This window comes from Mesorhizobium sp. M0991 (assembly GCF_040318915.1).
Lineage (GTDB): Bacteria > Pseudomonadota > Alphaproteobacteria > Rhizobiales > Rhizobiaceae > Mesorhizobium.
The window spans coordinates 1-15,890 of the sequence record NZ_JAMYNE010000002.1 but is presented as its reverse complement, the minus strand read 5'-3'; the positions used below and the strand labels follow the sequence as shown (position 1 = coordinate 15,890).

Here is a 15,890-nt window from a genome sequence, read left to right as displayed (position 1 = left end):
TCCAGTCAGACGGTCACTCGGCCCAGGCTTTCCAGTCGGCTTCGTGGGCGGCGATCCAGGCGGCGGCGACGTCTTCCGGCGTCTTGCCTTCGAGATCGATCTGGCCGCTCATCTTGTTGAGCTCGTCGGTATCGACCGTATAGTTTTTCGCGACCTTGTAGGCGACCGGCCATTTGTCCTTCATCCCGGCCCAGGAATATTTCCAGATCTCGCCATGCGGCTTACCGCAGTCATATTTCGCGTCGGGGTTCACACCCCATTTCGGGTCGGTGTAGCACTCTGTCGTATAGTCAGGGAATTCGACCCATTCGCCCTTGTATTTGGCCGGCGCCCAATGCGGCGAATAGATCCACAGCATGATCGGCGCCTTGCGCTGATAGGCCGAGTCCAGTTCGGCGAACATCGCCGCATCGGTGCCGGCATGGATGACGGTGAAGGGCAGTTTCAGCGCCTCGACGCGTTCGTCGTCAAAACCTTCCCATGTCACCGGGCCGCCGAGATAGCGCCCCTTCGGTGTGGTTTCGGCCGTCGAAAAGGCCTCGGCGCATTTCGGGTCCTTCAGCGCCTCCCAGTTCGGCAGGCCGGGGCATTTCTCTTTCATATATTCGGGAAACCACCATTCTTCCTTGGCCTTGGGTCCGAGCTTGCCGAGGCGTTCGGTCTGGCCCGTCGCGTCCGAGGCCTTCATCGCCTCGCCGGCCGTCGTGTCCCAGAATTCCAGGCCGACATCGATGTCGCCATTGGTCAGGCCGGTGGTCAGGCTGGAGAGATAGTCGGCGGTCGGATACTCGACGGTGTAGCCGAGCTTTTCGAGGATGCCGCCGAGGATCTTGGCGTTCAGATTGACGCTGGTCCAGTCGAACAGCGCGATCTTGATCGGGTCGTTGGATTCCGGCGCCGCCGCATAGGCCGAAGGTGTCAGTGCACTTGCGGCGACAAGTGTTAAGGCTCCCATTGAGAAATTCGAAATCATGCTCCGAAGTGACATGCTTGTTCTCCTGTCAAGCTCTGGTGGAAATTATCGTTAGTTCCCTTCTTGCGTCTTTTTTTGATTGTGTTGGAAAAGCTGGTCGTTGCGCAAGGCCGTAGGCGCCACAATGCTGCCGAAGCGGATGCCGGCGCAAAACGGGGTGGTGCCCAAATTGGTGAAGATGTGGCGCGGGACCGGCCGCGTCATGACTGCTGAAGGATTGCTGCCGAAGCAGTCATCCGCGGATCGATCGCCGGTCTTGAGGTAAAAACCATCAAAGTCCCATGATCTCGGCTGTTGGCTCGGCAACTCGCCCAGAGCCACTTTCATGAGATGAAATTATATATACCAACGTTCATGTCGCGCAACGATTAACGCCGGTGCCAATTTCACGGCCCGTCTTTTTGCATGGACCCGTAGATGGGTTTGAAAAAAGCCAAGGTTGCCAGTCATCCCTTATGCGAGCCGCGAGGCCAGGGTACCGATACAATGCAGCAGACCAAAGCGCCTTACTTCTTTGCGAACCGCGGTATCGCCACCGGCTTCTGACCTTTTCAACACCAGATCATATCCGAGGCTTTCATGACCCTGAACAGACTGCGCATCGCCGTGCTCTTTGGTGGACGTTCCGCCGAGCATGACGTTTCGGTGCTTTCAGCAACCAATGTCATGCGGGCTCTGCTGCCCGCCAAATACGATGCCGTCCCAATCTTCGTCACGCGCGAAGGACAGTGGCTGCTGAGCAGCTTCCAGGATGGTACGCTCGCAAAACCTGCGGGCCGCACGCAAGTTTGCCTCGTTCCGGGTGGGCGCGGACGGATGATGGCGATCCCGGCCGACGGCACGCCCTATGATCTGCCAAAGATCGACATCCTGTTTCCCGTCCTGCACGGCCCTCATGGCGAAGACGGCTCGGTACAGGGGGTGGCCGGGGTGGCTCTGGTGCCGCTCGCCGGCTGCGGCATCCTGGGTTCAGCAACCGCGCTGGACAAGGATATCGCCAAGCGGCTCCTGAAAGCGGCGGGGCTGCCAATCGCGCGCTCAGTGACGATCCATGAAGGTGCGGCACCCGCCCTCGCTACACTGGAAAGCGAACTCGGCCTGCCGTTCTTCATCAAACCGGCGCGTCAGGGATCGTCTGTCGGCGTCAGAAAGATCAATGCCAGCCAGGAATTCGATGGAGCGCTTGCTGAAGCCTTCCGGCACGATTGCAAGCTGTTGGCCGAGGAATTCATTCGTGGGCGCGAGGTCGAATATAGCGTGCTGGAGGACCCGGCAGGCGACCTGTTCGTCTCGCGGCCAGGCGAGATCGTGCCGGCGGAAAGCCACGGTTTCTACAGCTACGATGCCAAATACATCGACGAGAACGGCGCGGTGCTGAAAGTGCCGGCCGAACTGCCGCCGGAGGTCGAGGCAAGCATGCGGGATGTAGCCGCAAGGGCTTTCAGAGCCGTCGGCTGTGACGGGATGGCGCGCATCGACTTCTTCCTGATACCGGACATGCAGTTCTTGGTCAATGAAATCAACACCATCCCCGGCTTCACCGATATCAGCATGTATTCCAAGGCAATGGCGGCAAGCGGCGTCAGCTATTCCGAAATCATCGACCGGCTCGTGGAACATGGATTGGCACGGGCGGGCCGAGCAGCCTGAACGCAGCGAAGCGGCTTTCATATCCCGGTCGATGGTACGTTGGCCCGCGCCGCCGCTCACGACATGATCAGGCCGCCATCAACATTGATGGTCTGGCCGGTGATGTAGGCTGCATCGTCACTGGCCAGAAAACTGACCAGGCCGGAGACATCCTCGCCGCTGCCGGCGCGGCCCATCGGGATGTTCTTCACCCATTCGGCCATCAGCTCGCCGGGCTTGTAGTCGCCCATCAACTTGCCCCATGCGGCATCGTTATAGGCCCACATGTCGGTGTCGATGATGCCGGGGCAGATCGCGTTGACGGTGATCTTCTCCTTGGCCACTTCCTTGGCGAGGCTCTGGGTGATGCCAACGACGCCGAATTTCGAGGCCGCATAATGCGGCGTGTAGATAAAACCCTGCCGCGCCTGGCCGGATGCGGTGTTGATCAGCCGGCCGCCATCGCCATGCTTGCGGATGCGCGCGATCGCCTCCTGGCAGCACAGGAACACGCCCTTGGTGTTGACCGCCATCACCTTGTCCCATTCGGCCTCGGTCATCGCCTCGATCCTGGCGATGGTGATGACACCGGCATTCTGTACGGAGATGTCGACGCGTCCGAACTGTTGCTCGGCCAGGTCGTAGAGGGCAACGACCTCGTCCTTCCTGGTCACGTCCATGCGCAGCGATGCGACCCTGGCGCCCGCAGCCTTCAGATCGGCGGCAACCTCGTCGACGCGCGCGTCGATGGCGCTGACGACGACCGCGGCACCTTCCGCCGCGAAGCGCCTGGCCATTGCCGCGCCGATGCCGCCGCTGGCGCCGGTGATGACCGCCGTTTTTCCCTGGAATCGCTTCTGCATCTTTTCTCCTACCAGCAGACGAAGCCGCCATCGACGATCAGGTCGATGCCGGTGACGAAACTCGCGGCGCGGCTGGCCAGGAACACGGTCGGGCCGACCATCTCTTCCGGCGCCGCCATGCGGCCCATCGGCGTATCGCGCTCGAAGATCCTGACCTGGTCGGCGACCTCCGGCCGCTTGTTCATCGGCGTCAGCGTGTAGCCGGGGCTGACGACGTTGACGCGCAGGCCGCGATCGGCCCATTCCATGGCGAGGCTCCTCGACATGTGGATGACCGCGGCCTTCGACGAATTGTAATGCGCCTGGGTCAGGCCGCGATTGGCGATCGAGCCCGACATCGAGGCGATGTTGATGATCGAGCCCTTGCGCCGCGTCAGCATGGCGCGGGCCTCGGCCTGGCAGGACAGGAACACGCCGCTGACATTGACGTCATAGAGCTTCTGCCATTTTTCCAGCGACAGCGTCTCTGCCGGCTCAGCTCCGGCGATTCCGGCATTGTTGACGGCGACCGTCAGCGCGCCGAGTTCCGCCTCCGTACGCTCGATCGCGGCCGCGAGATCGGCCTCTGCAGTCACCGTGCCGGTCAGCACCAGTGCTTTGCGGCCCAATGCGGTGATCTGGTGTGCGGTCTCCTCCAGCCCGCCTTTGGAGGCGTGGCCGAAGCAAGCGATGTCGGCGCCGGCCTCGGCCAGCCCAATGGCGATTGCTTGCCCGATGCCGCTGCCGGCGCCTGTCACAAGTGCCACGTCACCATGAAGTTCGAATAGTTTCATCGTCGGTCCCTTTGCTCCAACCGCCGTCCTCCGGAAATAAAGGGGCGCCAACTCTGTTGCTGGCGCCCCGCGCGGTCTGGTGCCTGGGAGGATACCACCTGCTGCGCTTTGTTTCGATGGGCTGTCCTAGCTCGTGGCGAGTTCCATCACAGCGACATTGCTTGCTTCGCTGCGGTCAAGAATGCCGCGTTGCCGGCCGCGGCTCAGCACCAGCACACGATGCGACAGGCCGAGCACTTCCTCGAGGTCGGAGCTCACGACCACCACCGCCATGCCGGAACGGGCAAGGTCGGCGATGACATCATAGATCGCGGCGCGTGCACCGACGTCGATGCCGCGCGTCGGCTCGTCCAGAATGAAAACCTTGGGCGGGCGCGACACCCATTTGGCAATGATCACTTTCTGCTGGTTGCCGCCGGAGAGCTTGCTGACCGCCTGGTTCGGCCGTCCCTTGACGCCGAGCCGGCGAATACCAGCCTCGGCGAATTTCTGCACCGCCTTCGGGAACACCCAGCCATTCGGCGCGACATGGTCGAAATTGCCGATCGCCAGGTTCTCGCCGATCGTCTGGTCGAGCACCACGCCTTGCGCCTTGCGGTCTTCCGGTACCAGAACGACGCCGGCCTTGATCGCCGCCGCCGGGCCATTGAGATGCACCGGCTTGCCGGCGACGCGCACCGATCCCGATGAGATCGGATCGGCACCGGCGATCGCCCGCACCAGCTCCGTGCGTCCGGCGCCGATCAGCCCGGCAATGCCGAGGATTTCGCCGGCCCGCACCGAAAAGCTGACATTTTGGAAGCTGCGTTCCGGCGAGGACAGGTTCTCGACCTCGAGCAGCGTGTCGTTGCCCGGCGCCGATACCGTAGGGAACATCCGCTCGACACTGCGGCCGACCATCTGCTCGACGACAGTGCGCACCGGAATGTCGGCGCGCTCGTGCCGGGCGACGATGCGCCCGTCGCGCATCACCACCACGCGGTCGGCGATTTGGGCGATCTCGTCCAGCCGGTGGCTGATATAGATGAAGGACATGCCTTCCGCCTTGAGCTTGCGGATCTGCTGGAACAGAAGTTCCGTCTCCTCGCCGCCGAGGGCTGCCGTTGGTTCGTCGAAGATCAGCAGCTCGGCATTGAGCGTCAGCGCCTTGGCGATCTCGACCTGCTGCTGGGCGGCGATACGCAGCGTGCGCACCTTGCGCTCGGGCGAGACATCGAGGCCGAGACGCTTCAACTGGGCCGATGCCCGTGCATTCATTGCCGCGCGGTCGATGCGGCCGCCACGCATCGGCAGGCGCCCGACATAGACGTTTTCGGCGACCGACAGATCGGGCAAGAGCTTCAGCTCCTGATGGATCATGCCGATGCCGGCGTCGATCGCCGCTGCAGGATTGGCGGGGGAATAAGGGTTCCCCCGCCAGGTGATGGTGCCGGCATCGGGCTTGGTCGACCCGGCGATGATGTTTGAGACAGTCGATTTGCCGGCGCCGTTTTCGCCAAGTAGCGCCACGACCTCGCCCGGCCGCACCTCGAAGCTCGCATCGGCCAGGACCTGTACCGGCCCGTAGCTCTTGCAGAGGCCGCTGACGACGAGCCCGCTATGGAGGCTGTGCGTGTGGCGAGGATCGGTGGACATCGTTGCGCTCGTCGACTGCCGGACTGGTCTCAATCAGGGATGCTTGGCGATGAACTGCTCGACATTGTCCTTGGTGGTCAGCGTCGCATCCTGCAGCTGTTCGGCGGGAATGGTCTCGCCGGCCACCAGCTTGATTGCTGCATCGACGGCAAGCCGGCCCATGCCTTGGGTCTGCTGCGTCGCGGTCACGTCGAAGACGCCGTCCTTCAGTGCCTTGAGCGCCGCCACGTCACCGTCGAAGCCGGCAACCCAGACCTTGTGGCCGGGATTGGCGACCTTGACGGCCTGCGCCGCACCGAGCGCCAGCGCATCGGCCTGGCCGATGACGATCGACACATCGGGATGCGACTGCAACAAATCCTGCGTCAGCTTGAAGCCTTCGTCCTGGTGCCAGCCTTCGCTCCACAATTCGCCGACCACCTTGATGTCGGGATAGCCCTTCAACGCTTCGCCGCAGCCTTTCGAGCGGTCGACCTCGGGCGTCGTACCCTTCTGGCCGTGGATGATGATCAACTCGCCCTTGCCGCCGGCCTGCTTGGCGATGTAGTCGCAAACCGCCTTGGCCGATGCCACGCTGTTGGTGGCGATGAAGGTGTCGCCGGGTGCGCCGTCGGCGTTGCGGTCGACATTGATGACCGGGATGCTGGCAGCCTTGGCGGTCTTGGTCGGCACGGTGGCGGCTGTGGCGCCGGCCGGAATGTAGATCAGCGCATCGATGTTCTGCGTGATCAGGTCCTGCACCTGGCTGACCTGGGTCGCCGAATCGCCCTTGGCGTCGACGGTGACGACCTCGATGCCCTTTTCCTTGCCGTAGGCTTCGACGGACTGCTTGATCTGGTTGAAGAAGTCGGCCTGCAGATTGGCGACGGCGAGGCCGAGCTTCTTGGCCTCTTTGGCCGAGGCCATGTCGGACAGACCAAGCAGCGGGATGACGGCCGCGGCGGCAAGCAGCAATGAACGTTTGGTCAGCATGTTTATTCCTCCGTTGATGTTCAATCTGTCCTGCCCGCGCATCGCGGCGCCCCTTGGCCGAACAACTCCCAGTTTCGGATCACCGATCCGTTTTCGCCCGAATATCCGGGTGAATCTCATTGAGCCCAATTCTTCATTGTGCCCCATTCTTCATTGTGCTCGGCGGCGCCAGGTGTCGGTGGCCACCGCCAGCGCGATCACCACGCCGATAACCACTTGCTGGATGAAGGGCGACACGCCGAGCAGGTTCAGCCCGTTGCGCAGCACGCCGATAATGAGGACGCCGATGGCGGTGCCGCCGATCGAACCGACGCCGCCCGACAGGCTGGCGCCGCCGATCACCACTGCCGCGATCGTGTCGAGTTCGTAGCCGAGGCCGGAGCTTGGCTGGACGGAATCGAGCCGGGCGGCAAGCACGATGCCGGCGAGACCGGCGAGCACGGCGCAGATCGCATAGACCCAGTTGGTCAGCGACTTGACCGGTATGCCGGAAAGCCGGGCGACTTCGGCGCTGCCGCCGATTGCGTAGAGGCTGCGTCCGGTGGCGCGATAATTCAGGAAGATCGCGAAAATGACGGCAAGCACGATCATCAGCCCGACGGTGACCGACAGGAAGCCGAAATGGCGGATGATCGACAGGCTGGTGAACCAGTCGGGAAAGCCGACGATCTGCGAGCCGTCGGTGATCATGTTGGCGAGACCGCGCGCCACCGACATCATCGCCAACGTGGCGATGAAGGGCGGCAGCTTGGTGACCGTCACCAGCAGGCCCGAAACCAGCCCGCAAAGACCAGCGACGACGAGGGCTGCGGCGATGCCGACCGGCAGGCCGAGATTGAGATAGTCCGGATGGGCGACGAAGCCCATCACCATGGAAGCCAGCGCCAGCACCGAGCCGACGGACAGGTCGATGCCGCCGATCAGGATGACCAGCGTCATGCCGATCGCCATGATGCCGAGCACGGTGACCTGGTCGAGCACGTTGAGGATGTTGCGGACAGTCAGGAAGGTGTCGGTAGTCAGCGAGAGCGCCAGGCACAGCAGAACCAGCCCGATCAGCGGGCCCATGGTTCCGGCAAAGACAGCCGAAAACCTTGTGCCCGCCGTAGCCTGCGCGCCAGAGCCTGCCTTCAACTCGCTTGCGTCGTTGCTCACAGCCACTTTGTCTCCTCCACAGCAATCCGGCGCTGCATCACCGGGCCACTTTGTTCACCAGGCCCCTCCCTGTGAACAATTTATCTTTAGTATGCAATTTTGTTCAGCTAAACTGTTCGTCGGAAAATTGTCAAGGCCTGCCGCTTCATTCGACGACGGGTTTGCGCTGTCCGCCGGTTTGCCTTACGCAAGGTCTCCGAAATCTTGGGCATTTCGAAGTCGCCGGATTGGAATATCGTGAGCAGAGCCGGCGGCTGCGGCAAGGCAAACAGATGACGATCGTAGAGAACGAAAGAGCCTCGCGCTTCCCCGACGCCGAACTCAAGGCCCGCGCCGCCTGGCACTATTATGTCGAGGGCCTTACACAGGAGCGGATTTCCGAAATTCTCGGCGTCGGCCGCATCAAGGTGCATCGCATTCTCTCCGCCGCCCGCGAAGAGGGTGTCGTCCAGTTCCGCATCCGCGACAGCGTCGTCGAATGTGTGATTTTGGAGGAAAGCCTGAAGCAGCGGTTCGGCCTCAGCCAAGCTGTTGTGGTACCGTCGGCGGCCGACCGAAGCAACGCGCCGCTGATGATCGGCCACGCCGCCGCCGCCTACCTGGCCGACCACGTGAATGCCGGCGATGTTATCGCACTGGGCTGGGGGCGGACACTGAAATTCGCCATCAATGAATTGCCGCGGCGGCCCATCGCCAGGACGACGGTAGTTTCGATGCTTGGCGGCCTGACCCATGCCCAGCCGCTCAACCCGACAGAAAGCGCCTGGGATTTCGCCGAAAAGATCGGTGCGGAGTGCTTCCTGCTGCCGGTGCCGGTCTATGCCGACAGGCCGGAGCAGCGCGACGCTTTCATGAGCCAGCGCAGCGTTCAGGACGTCGTCTTCCGAGCACGCCGGGCAAACATCGCCGTGCTCAGCGTCGGCTCGTTTTCCAACGACAGCCCGATCGCCAATTACGGCTTCATCAAGCCCAGCGAACTCGAGGAACTGCAGGCGGCCGGCGCCGTCGGCGATATTCTGTGTCATTTCATCGACGCCGAGGGCCGCCCGGTCGACCACGAGGTCAACCGCCGCGTCTGTGCCTATCCGCTGCAGGATCTATCGGATATCCCGAGCATCATCCTGGTGTCGGGAGGCAGCGAGAAGGTTGCGGTGATGCGGGCTGCACTCGCCAACACCAAGGTATCGGTTCTGATCACCGACGAAGACGCGGCCAAGGGCCTGCTCAACCGCTAATGCATGTCGCGCAAAAGTGTGCAGCGGTTTTGCGGTAACGACATGCATCAAAACAAGAATCTAAAGCGCATCGCATGAGGCCGGTCGAACGCGACGCGCTTTAGATCCGGCTGAGAGCGCCGAGGCGGGTGTGGATGTCGCGCGTCGCCTGATAAAGATCGCGGTAGATTGCCTTGCGGTCGCGATAGCCGGCGACAAGTCCGTCGACCGGATCGACATGCCTGGTGGGAGTGGCGGCCATTGCCTTCGCGGCGGCTTCCGGCGAGGCAAACCAGCCGACGGCGGCAGCCGCCAGCATGGCAGCGCCGAGTGCGGCGGCCTCGTTGACCGGCGAAACCGAGAGCGGCCGCTCGAGCACGCTTGCCATGATCTGCATGAGCAGCGCGCAATTGGTGCCGCCGCCCGCGGCAATTATCGCTGCCGGTCTGCCGCCGGCCCGGGCTTCCATGGCCTCGGTGGCAACGGCCTGCTCGAAGGCGATGCCTTCCAGGACAGCGCGGAAGAGATGCTCCGGCCGGTGGTCCAGCGACAGGCCGACAATGGCGCCGCGTGCCGCACCGTCCCAATACGGGCTCATGACGCCGGCCCAATAGGGCATGATGAGCAGGCCCTCGCTGCCCGCGGCAACATCCAGCGCAGCTTTCTCCAGCGCTGCCGCCGACGGCGAACCGGTCGTGCGAACGATCCAGTCGACCAGCTGCATGCCCGAGCGCAGCACGGTCTCCAGCATGAAACCGGACCCGGTCGGCGAGACCAGCGTTCGAAAGGCGTCCGAGGTTTTCACCTTGCCGGAATAGCAGCCGCTGACCACGCCGGAGCCGAGCGAGAGATAGCTCTTGCCCTCGCCATAGACACCCATGCCGAGGCCCATAGCTTGCCCGTCACCCGCTCCTGCCACAACCGGCGTGCCAGCCTCCAGGCCGGTCAGCTGCGCCGCGGTTGTGGAAAGCCCGCCGCAAATTGCGCCCGGCGCGACCAGCTCGGGCAATTGCTCCATCTGCAGTCCGGCGGCCGCAACGAGACGGGGATGCCAGGTACCTTTCTCGACGTCGAGCAACCCGAGCGGATCCGCACTTGCGGTGCTGGTGACCAATCGCCCGGTCAGCCGCTGAACGAAGAAGCCGTGCACGTCGACCGCCGCCGCTGCCTGGTGAAGCACCTGGGGCTGGTGTTCGGCAAGCCAGGCAATGGCGTAGAGCGCCGGCGTCGGGTCCGGCGGCTTGCCGCTCCAGTCGCGGATCGCCTCGCGGCCGAGTTCGGCCGAAAGCCTGATAACGTGAGGCCGGGCGCGTTCGTCGAGCCACAGGATCGCAGGGATAAGTGGGTTGCCGGCGCTGTCCACCAGCGTGAAGGTCTCGCGCTGGTGGGCAATGCAGATCGCCGCCACCCGCGCAGCGCCGACCGCCTCGGTGACCTGCTTCAATGCGCCAAGCAGCGCGGTCCACCAATGTTCGGCGTCCTGCTCGAAATGGCCAGGCTTCGGATTTGAAAGCGGATAGGCTTCGCGCGCCTGGAACAGCTCTTCGCCGTCGCGCGTGAAGGCAATTGCCTTCACGGCCGTGGTCGAGGCATCGATCCCGATTACGACATCGTCCATCAGGCGGAGATCCGGCGGGGTCAGGCTGCGTTGGTAGCGAACCGTCCGTCCGATTGGTCGAGACGGCGGCGGATCTGGGTTATCACCATCGAATCGTCGGGTACACAATTTTCATAGGTCAGGAAGTCGCCGGTCTTGAGCGGCTTGACCACCTTGGCGCGTTCGGCAAGGCCGAGCGGCAGGGCGCCGCGGGCGCGAGCATCGTCCCACGTCATGGCGAAGCCGCGATAGTCGTTCTCGCCGATCATGCCGAGCGACTGGCCAACACCAAGATCGCTCTTGGCAACCGCCACCGCCTCGGCGACCGGACGGTCGAGCGGCTCCATGTCGGCGCGCTTGTAGACCACCGCGCGCGCCGCCGACAGCGGCACTTCCAGGCTGGTCAGATGATAGGGCCGGAAGATCGTGAAATAGGGGCCTTTGCCGACCTTGAGGTCGATCATGCGCTCCAGCACGCGCGGATGCCGGGTCTCGATGATGCAGAACACGCCGGGCGCGACGCCTTTGCCGATGGAATAGTCGACCACGCCCTTGCGATGCAGCACGCCGCCATTCTCGCGCGGGCAGAGCACGCTGGCCAGTTCCTCCAGCGTCGCGGTTGGGCCGTGCATGCCCGGCACGTCGGGCACCAGCCCGGTCGCATTGGCGATCGCCACCATTTCGATCGCCGTCTTCGAGCCGTCGACGAATTCGACCAGCATGCGCGCATTCATGTTGCGCTCGGCCGCCTCCTTCTCGTAGTCGGCCGGCATGGCGTCGATCTTCAGCGGATTGTTCTTGCCCTTGCCGGCGGCGATGATGTTGAAGCCGAGGCTTTTGGCAAAGCCGATGATCTCCAGCGTGCAGGCGGGCTCGTCGCCGGCCGCACCGGTATAGACGACGCCAGCCTTGCGTGCCTCCTCCTTGAGGAAGCGGCCGATGGTGATGTCGGCCTCGACATTGAGCATGACGATGTGCTTGCCATTCTTCATCACTTCGAGCGCGAACAGCGTGCCGATATTGGGATTGCCCGTCGCGTCGATGATGACGTCGATACGGCCGGCCGCCGCCAGCGCATGCAAATCTTCGGTCACCGCGATCTTGCCGGCCTCGATGGCGCGGTCGATCGCCGCCGCATTGCCGGCCTGGACGATGTCGGAACGGTCGTGGCCAGCGAGCAGCGCCGCGTCGATCGCTGCCTGCGGCCTGACTTCGGAGATGGCGCCGATCCGCATGCCCGGCATCAGCGCGACCTGGACGACGATGTCGGTGCCCATCTGCCCGGCGCCGGCAAGCCCGATGGTGATCGGTCCCTGCTGTTCAGCGCGCTGCAGAAGTTCCGCTGCAAATTGCGGATGGGACATGTCGCTTCCTCCAGTTCCTGACGCGCCGCAGCGTCCAAATCAGTTTTGAACATTTCTATTTCCAAATGAAAAATATTTCAACCGGCAATTGGGCATTGTCGCTCTGCAATCGGCCGAAGACGATTGGATGAGCGGTCAATCCACACGGCCGTGCCTCTGCAGTCAGAAGGACGCGGCATATTCAGGTCGATTGGGTGCAGCCTTATTGCGCTCAGCTGCCGATCTCGAAGAAGGGCGCGCCGAGCAGGTCGGGAACGACATCGATGCCAAGTCCCGGCCCGTCCGGAATGCCCATGCGGCTTCCCGAAACTGGCGGCATGTTGGATGCGGTGCGCACCGTCACCCATTCGTGAAAGGCGATGGCGTGCAGCCGGCGCTCCTCCGGCGTCGACAGCGACAGATGCGCCATGGCCGATGTGTCGATCTCGGCGCCGCCAGTGTCCTCGACCGTGATCATGAAGCCCAGGTCGACGGCAAGGTCGCGGATCTGGCGCGTTTTGGTTACTCCTCCGAGCCGCGAGATCTTCAGCGTCAGCCCGTCGGCGGCGCCCTTGCGATGGATGTCGAGCATATCATCCAGCGAGGCGACGGATTCGTCGAGCACCATCGGCTTGTCGAGCGAGCGGCGCACCGACAGACATTCGTCGATCGTCGTGCAGGGCTGCTCGAACGTATAGTCGATGGTGCGCGTCGCATCCACGAACTGGCGCGCCTGGTAAGGGGTCCAGCCGGCATTGGCGTCGCAGAAGATGACGGTGCCTTTCGGCACCGCGGCGGCAACGGCTGTGACGCGTTCGATGTCGTCATGGACGTTGCCGCCGACCTTGACCTGCAGCCGGTGAAATCCTTGGTCGACGATGTGCTTGGCGAGTGCTGCCATCGCGTCGACCGTGCCGTGGGTGACGACCTTGTAGAGTTCGGCAGTCTCGCTTTCGCGTCCGCCAAGCAGTGTCACCAGCGGCACGTCGGCGGCGCGCGCCGCAAGATCCGAGCACGCCATGTCGAGCGCCGACTTGATGTAGGGATGGCCCTTGAACACGGTATCCATCAGCCTGTTGATACTGGCAAGCCCGCGTGGATCATGGCCGATGAGATACGGCGCGATCTCGACGACACCGGCGCGCGTACCGGCGGCGAAGGCCGGCGAATAGAAATTGCCGAGCGGCGCCATCTCGCCCCAGCCGGTGAGCCCGCTATCGGCGGTGACGGCGACGATCACCGCGTCGAACGCATCGGCGACGCGCCCCTTGGACATACGATAAGGCCCGTCAACGAAGGGCTGGACGACATGGTAGGCTTCAATGGTTTTGATCTGCACGTTTTCTGTCCGTTATCTGCGATATTAAGGGTGGCCCACCAAACTTATCGGGCTCATCAGGCGGTTTCGGGCCGGCCGCGGGTCAGACTTGCACGACTAGCGTCATTTGAGCCGCGTTGCTCCAGCCCGCGCGCATAGGCGAGCAATGCCTCGAAATCGAAATCGATGTGCTCCTTGGCATGGCGCTGGGCGGCGCGCATGTCGGTGCCCTTGAGCAGCCGCACATAGGTCTCGTGAGCATCTTCGGCAGGCACCGGCTCGTTGCGCGCCCGCTGGTGCAACGCGAAGTACATCTGCAGCCGGCTGGTCAGCCGTTGCCACGTTTCAAGCAGCACCGAATTGTCGGCCCATTCGTGGATCAGGCCATGCAGTTGCAGCGCCGTTTCGATCTGCCGCGTCGTGTCCAGTTCGCGCGTCGCCTGCTTCACCGCCGCATGGCGCCGGTCGAGTTCGTCGAAGAAGCGCTGGTCGCGAAGCGACCAGGTCCGCGCGATGGCGAATTCGTCCAGCACCTTGTTGAGCGAATAGGCATCGTCGATATCCTTGGCGGTAACGTCGATGACGAAGGTTCCGGCGTAGGGGATGCTGGTCAGGATGCCTTCCTGCACCAGTTCGCGCATCGCCTCGCGCAGCGGCGCGCGGCTCACCCGCATCTGCTCGGAAATCCTGAGTTCGTTGAGCTTCTGCCCCGGCTCCAGCTGGCCGGTCAGGATCGCCCGCCGGAGCAGCGCGACGATCTCTGCCCTGCGTGTCGTATCGGCGATCGGATTGAAATCCAGCTTTGCCATCCGGCTGCTCCAGGAGACCAAAAGCGACACAAGCAGATTGTCGACAATCTAACAAGAGGAATTTCTGGATTGTCGATCCTGCATGACATTGGCGCTCTTCCGGCCTCAGCCAGCCTGGCCACGCAAGCCTTCCCGCTCGCCTCGCTGAGCGTCAGCTGGCTTCTCGCAGCGGGAAACGGACTGGTGCGTAGCCTTCGCAATGTCCATTGACGACTGGGAAGCTTTGTGTCACTAGCAGTGACATGAATTCACAAATGATGACTCAGAAATACGAGAGCCCGCTGCGGGCAGAGCAGGCGCAGGCGACGCGCGAGCGCATCCTCGCGTCCATTCGAACGATCCTGGAGCAAAATCCATACAGCCTCCTTGGCTTCGATGAGGTTGCCGAGGTTTCGGGCGTGAACCGAAGGACGATCTTCCGCCACTTCCCGACGAAGGAAGCGCTTCTGGAAGCCTTTTGGGCCAGCACCAATGCCTCGCTGGGAGTGCGGTTCTGGCCTGAGCGGGAGCAGGATCTGATCGATCTTCCTCCCGACCTTTTCGCTTCGTTGGACGCAATCGAAGGCGTAGTCAGGGCCTCGCATGCGAGCGCTACCGGGCGCGAGATGCGCCTGCAAGCCAATGGTGAGCGGCAACGTGCCTTTCGGAGCAGCCTTTCGCAAGTCGCAAACGGAATGGACCCGAAGGCGGCGCGCCAGCTTGAGGCCGTGATCCAGCTCCTGTTCAGCGCCACTGCCTGGCAGACGATGAAAGACTACTGGGGTCTTACCGGCCGTGAGGCCGGAGAGGCAGCCGCCTGGGCAATTCGCGCCTTGCTCAATGCGGCAAAATCGCAGCAGGGCGCTGTTCGAAAGGGAAAAAGCAAGTGACTTGGCATAAGACCAAAGCGACGGTCCATCCGGCCGATTCGGTTCAAGGCTTCTGGGTGATGGGCGATCAGGTCGCTGTCCGGGCAAAGCTCGCTGGGACGGCACTCAACGTGATCGACGTCACGGTACCTCCTGGAAGCGGCACGCCGCCCCACACGCATCCTTCCGCGGAAATTTTCCGCATTCTCGAGGGCACTCTCACGATGTGGACGGTGATCGATGGTGTCGCGCAAGAATATGAGGTGGAACCCGGTGATGTCGTCACCATTCCGGGCAACGCGCCCCATGGCTATCGCAATGCTGGTCCCGTGCCGGTTATATTCATGGCGATCGTCGACGACGAGATGATCGCATTCTTCGAAGAGGCTGCATCCAAGGACGCGCCCTCCGGCCCGCCGACCGCTGACATGATTAACCGCGTGATCGAGCTTACCGGACGCCACGGAATCCAGATCCTGCAGGCGGCCTGACCGGCGAAACCGTTGCGCCAGGCTCAGGATTTGACCTGGACGACGGTGCCTTATGCCGCCTAAATCCAGCAGTCCATCCATCCAGGGTCGAAGCGGGCCTTCGCGCGAGTGCTACGTGCAGCCGCGACAAGCCGTCGGCTGGATGGATGGCTCGTTTGCTGATCCACAAACTGCTTTCACAGCTAGAGCGGTTCCCCCTTTGACGGAATCAAAGGGGATTCCAGATTTATCTGTTTTGTGATTCAAGATGCTGGCTGGAGTGGAGGCCAG

At 62.9% G+C, this 15,890-nt stretch carries 16 protein-coding genes; 5 read left to right on the top strand and 11 right to left on the bottom strand.

The annotated features are described in order from the left end of the window. Positions 1 to 13: 13 nt before the first annotated feature. Both NKH70_RS03920 and NKH70_RS03915 read right to left on the bottom strand, forming a co-directional pair. Positions 14 to 988 (bottom strand): ABC transporter substrate-binding protein, encoded by a 975-nt coding sequence (locus NKH70_RS03920; protein WP_352717960.1) that lies wholly within the window; start codon positions 986 to 988, stop codon positions 14 to 16. A gap of 36 nt (positions 989 to 1,024) precedes the next feature. Next, a complete protein-coding gene (locus NKH70_RS03915) occupies positions 1,025 to 1,300 on the bottom strand; it encodes a hypothetical protein (RefSeq protein WP_352717962.1) in 276 nt (91 codons plus the stop codon). Between the two features lie 90 nt (positions 1,301 to 1,390). Between NKH70_RS03915 and NKH70_RS03910 the strand changes: the two genes are divergently transcribed. Both NKH70_RS03910 and NKH70_RS03905 read left to right on the top strand, forming a co-directional pair. After that, positions 1,391 to 1,519 carry a hypothetical protein gene (locus tag NKH70_RS03910; RefSeq protein ID WP_352915767.1) on the top strand — a complete coding sequence of 43 codons (129 nt, stop codon included), beginning with the start codon at positions 1,391 to 1,393 and terminating at the stop codon, positions 1,517 to 1,519. 33 nt (positions 1,520 to 1,552) lie between these two features. Beyond that, positions 1,553 to 2,623 (top strand): D-alanine--D-alanine ligase family protein, encoded by a 1,071-nt coding sequence (locus NKH70_RS03905; protein ID WP_353024826.1) that lies wholly within the window; start codon positions 1,553 to 1,555, stop codon positions 2,621 to 2,623. A gap of 56 nt (positions 2,624 to 2,679) precedes the next feature. On the opposite strand, the gene NKH70_RS03900 is transcribed toward NKH70_RS03905, so the two are convergent. From NKH70_RS03900 to NKH70_RS03880, 5 genes are all read right to left on the bottom strand, one after another. Next, a complete protein-coding gene (locus tag NKH70_RS03900) occupies positions 2,680 to 3,465 on the bottom strand; it encodes an SDR family oxidoreductase (RefSeq protein WP_352717966.1) in 786 nt (261 codons plus the stop codon). Positions 3,466 to 3,473: 8 nt separating this feature from the next. Continuing rightward, the gene (locus NKH70_RS03895) at positions 3,474 to 4,238 is read right to left on the bottom strand and encodes an SDR family oxidoreductase (protein ID WP_353024825.1); all 765 of its coding nucleotides are present in this window, start codon (positions 4,236 to 4,238) and stop codon (positions 3,474 to 3,476) included. A 126-nt stretch (positions 4,239 to 4,364) separates the two neighbouring features. Further along, entirely contained in the window at positions 4,365 to 5,873 is a 1,509-nt protein-coding gene (locus NKH70_RS03890; protein WP_352717970.1) for a sugar ABC transporter ATP-binding protein, read from the bottom strand. A 33-nt stretch (positions 5,874 to 5,906) separates the two neighbouring features. Then, the gene (locus tag NKH70_RS03885; protein WP_352717972.1) at positions 5,907 to 6,845 is read right to left on the bottom strand and encodes a sugar ABC transporter substrate-binding protein; all 939 of its coding nucleotides are present in this window, start codon (positions 6,843 to 6,845) and stop codon (positions 5,907 to 5,909) included. A gap of 150 nt (positions 6,846 to 6,995) precedes the next feature. After that, on the bottom strand, positions 6,996 to 8,006 hold the full coding sequence (locus NKH70_RS03880; RefSeq protein WP_352717974.1) for an ABC transporter permease: 1,011 nt from the start codon (positions 8,004 to 8,006) through the stop codon (positions 6,996 to 6,998). Between the two features lie 266 nt (positions 8,007 to 8,272). Between NKH70_RS03880 and NKH70_RS03875 the strand changes: the two genes are divergently transcribed. After that, positions 8,273 to 9,235, top strand: coding sequence for a sugar-binding transcriptional regulator (locus NKH70_RS03875; RefSeq protein ID WP_031211026.1), 963 nt, complete (start codon positions 8,273 to 8,275; stop codon positions 9,233 to 9,235). A gap of 100 nt (positions 9,236 to 9,335) precedes the next feature. On the opposite strand, the gene NKH70_RS03870 is transcribed toward NKH70_RS03875, so the two are convergent. The 4 genes from NKH70_RS03870 to NKH70_RS03855 all read right to left on the bottom strand — a co-directional run bounded on the left by NKH70_RS03870 (position 9,336) and on the right by NKH70_RS03855 (position 14,281). Beyond that, entirely contained in the window at positions 9,336 to 10,832 is a 1,497-nt protein-coding gene (locus NKH70_RS03870) for a xylulokinase (RefSeq protein ID WP_352717976.1), read from the bottom strand. 20 nt (positions 10,833 to 10,852) lie between these two features. Continuing rightward, complete coding sequence (locus NKH70_RS03865; protein ID WP_352717978.1) at positions 10,853 to 12,175, bottom strand: NAD(P)H-dependent oxidoreductase; 1,323 nt, start codon at positions 12,173 to 12,175, stop codon at positions 10,853 to 10,855. Between the two features lie 211 nt (positions 12,176 to 12,386). Continuing rightward, on the bottom strand, positions 12,387 to 13,493 hold the full coding sequence (locus tag NKH70_RS03860; RefSeq protein ID WP_352717980.1) for a mandelate racemase/muconate lactonizing enzyme family protein: 1,107 nt from the start codon (positions 13,491 to 13,493) through the stop codon (positions 12,387 to 12,389). A 56-nt stretch (positions 13,494 to 13,549) separates the two neighbouring features. Further along, the gene (locus NKH70_RS03855) at positions 13,550 to 14,281 is read right to left on the bottom strand and encodes a GntR family transcriptional regulator (RefSeq protein ID WP_352717982.1); all 732 of its coding nucleotides are present in this window, start codon (positions 14,279 to 14,281) and stop codon (positions 13,550 to 13,552) included. Positions 14,282 to 14,487: 206 nt separating this feature from the next. Here NKH70_RS03855 and NKH70_RS03850 point away from each other — a divergent pair, with 206 nt between their 5' ends. Both NKH70_RS03850 and NKH70_RS03845 read left to right on the top strand, forming a co-directional pair. After that, positions 14,488 to 15,150: a TetR/AcrR family transcriptional regulator gene (locus NKH70_RS03850; protein ID WP_352717984.1), complete on the top strand. Its 663-nt coding sequence runs from the start codon at positions 14,488 to 14,490 to the stop codon at positions 15,148 to 15,150. A gap of 59 nt (positions 15,151 to 15,209) precedes the next feature. After that, positions 15,210 to 15,620, top strand: a complete 411-nt coding sequence (locus tag NKH70_RS03845; RefSeq protein WP_292653907.1) for a cupin domain-containing protein — start codon at positions 15,210 to 15,212, stop codon at positions 15,618 to 15,620. The last annotated feature ends 270 nt before the right edge of the window (positions 15,621 to 15,890 follow it).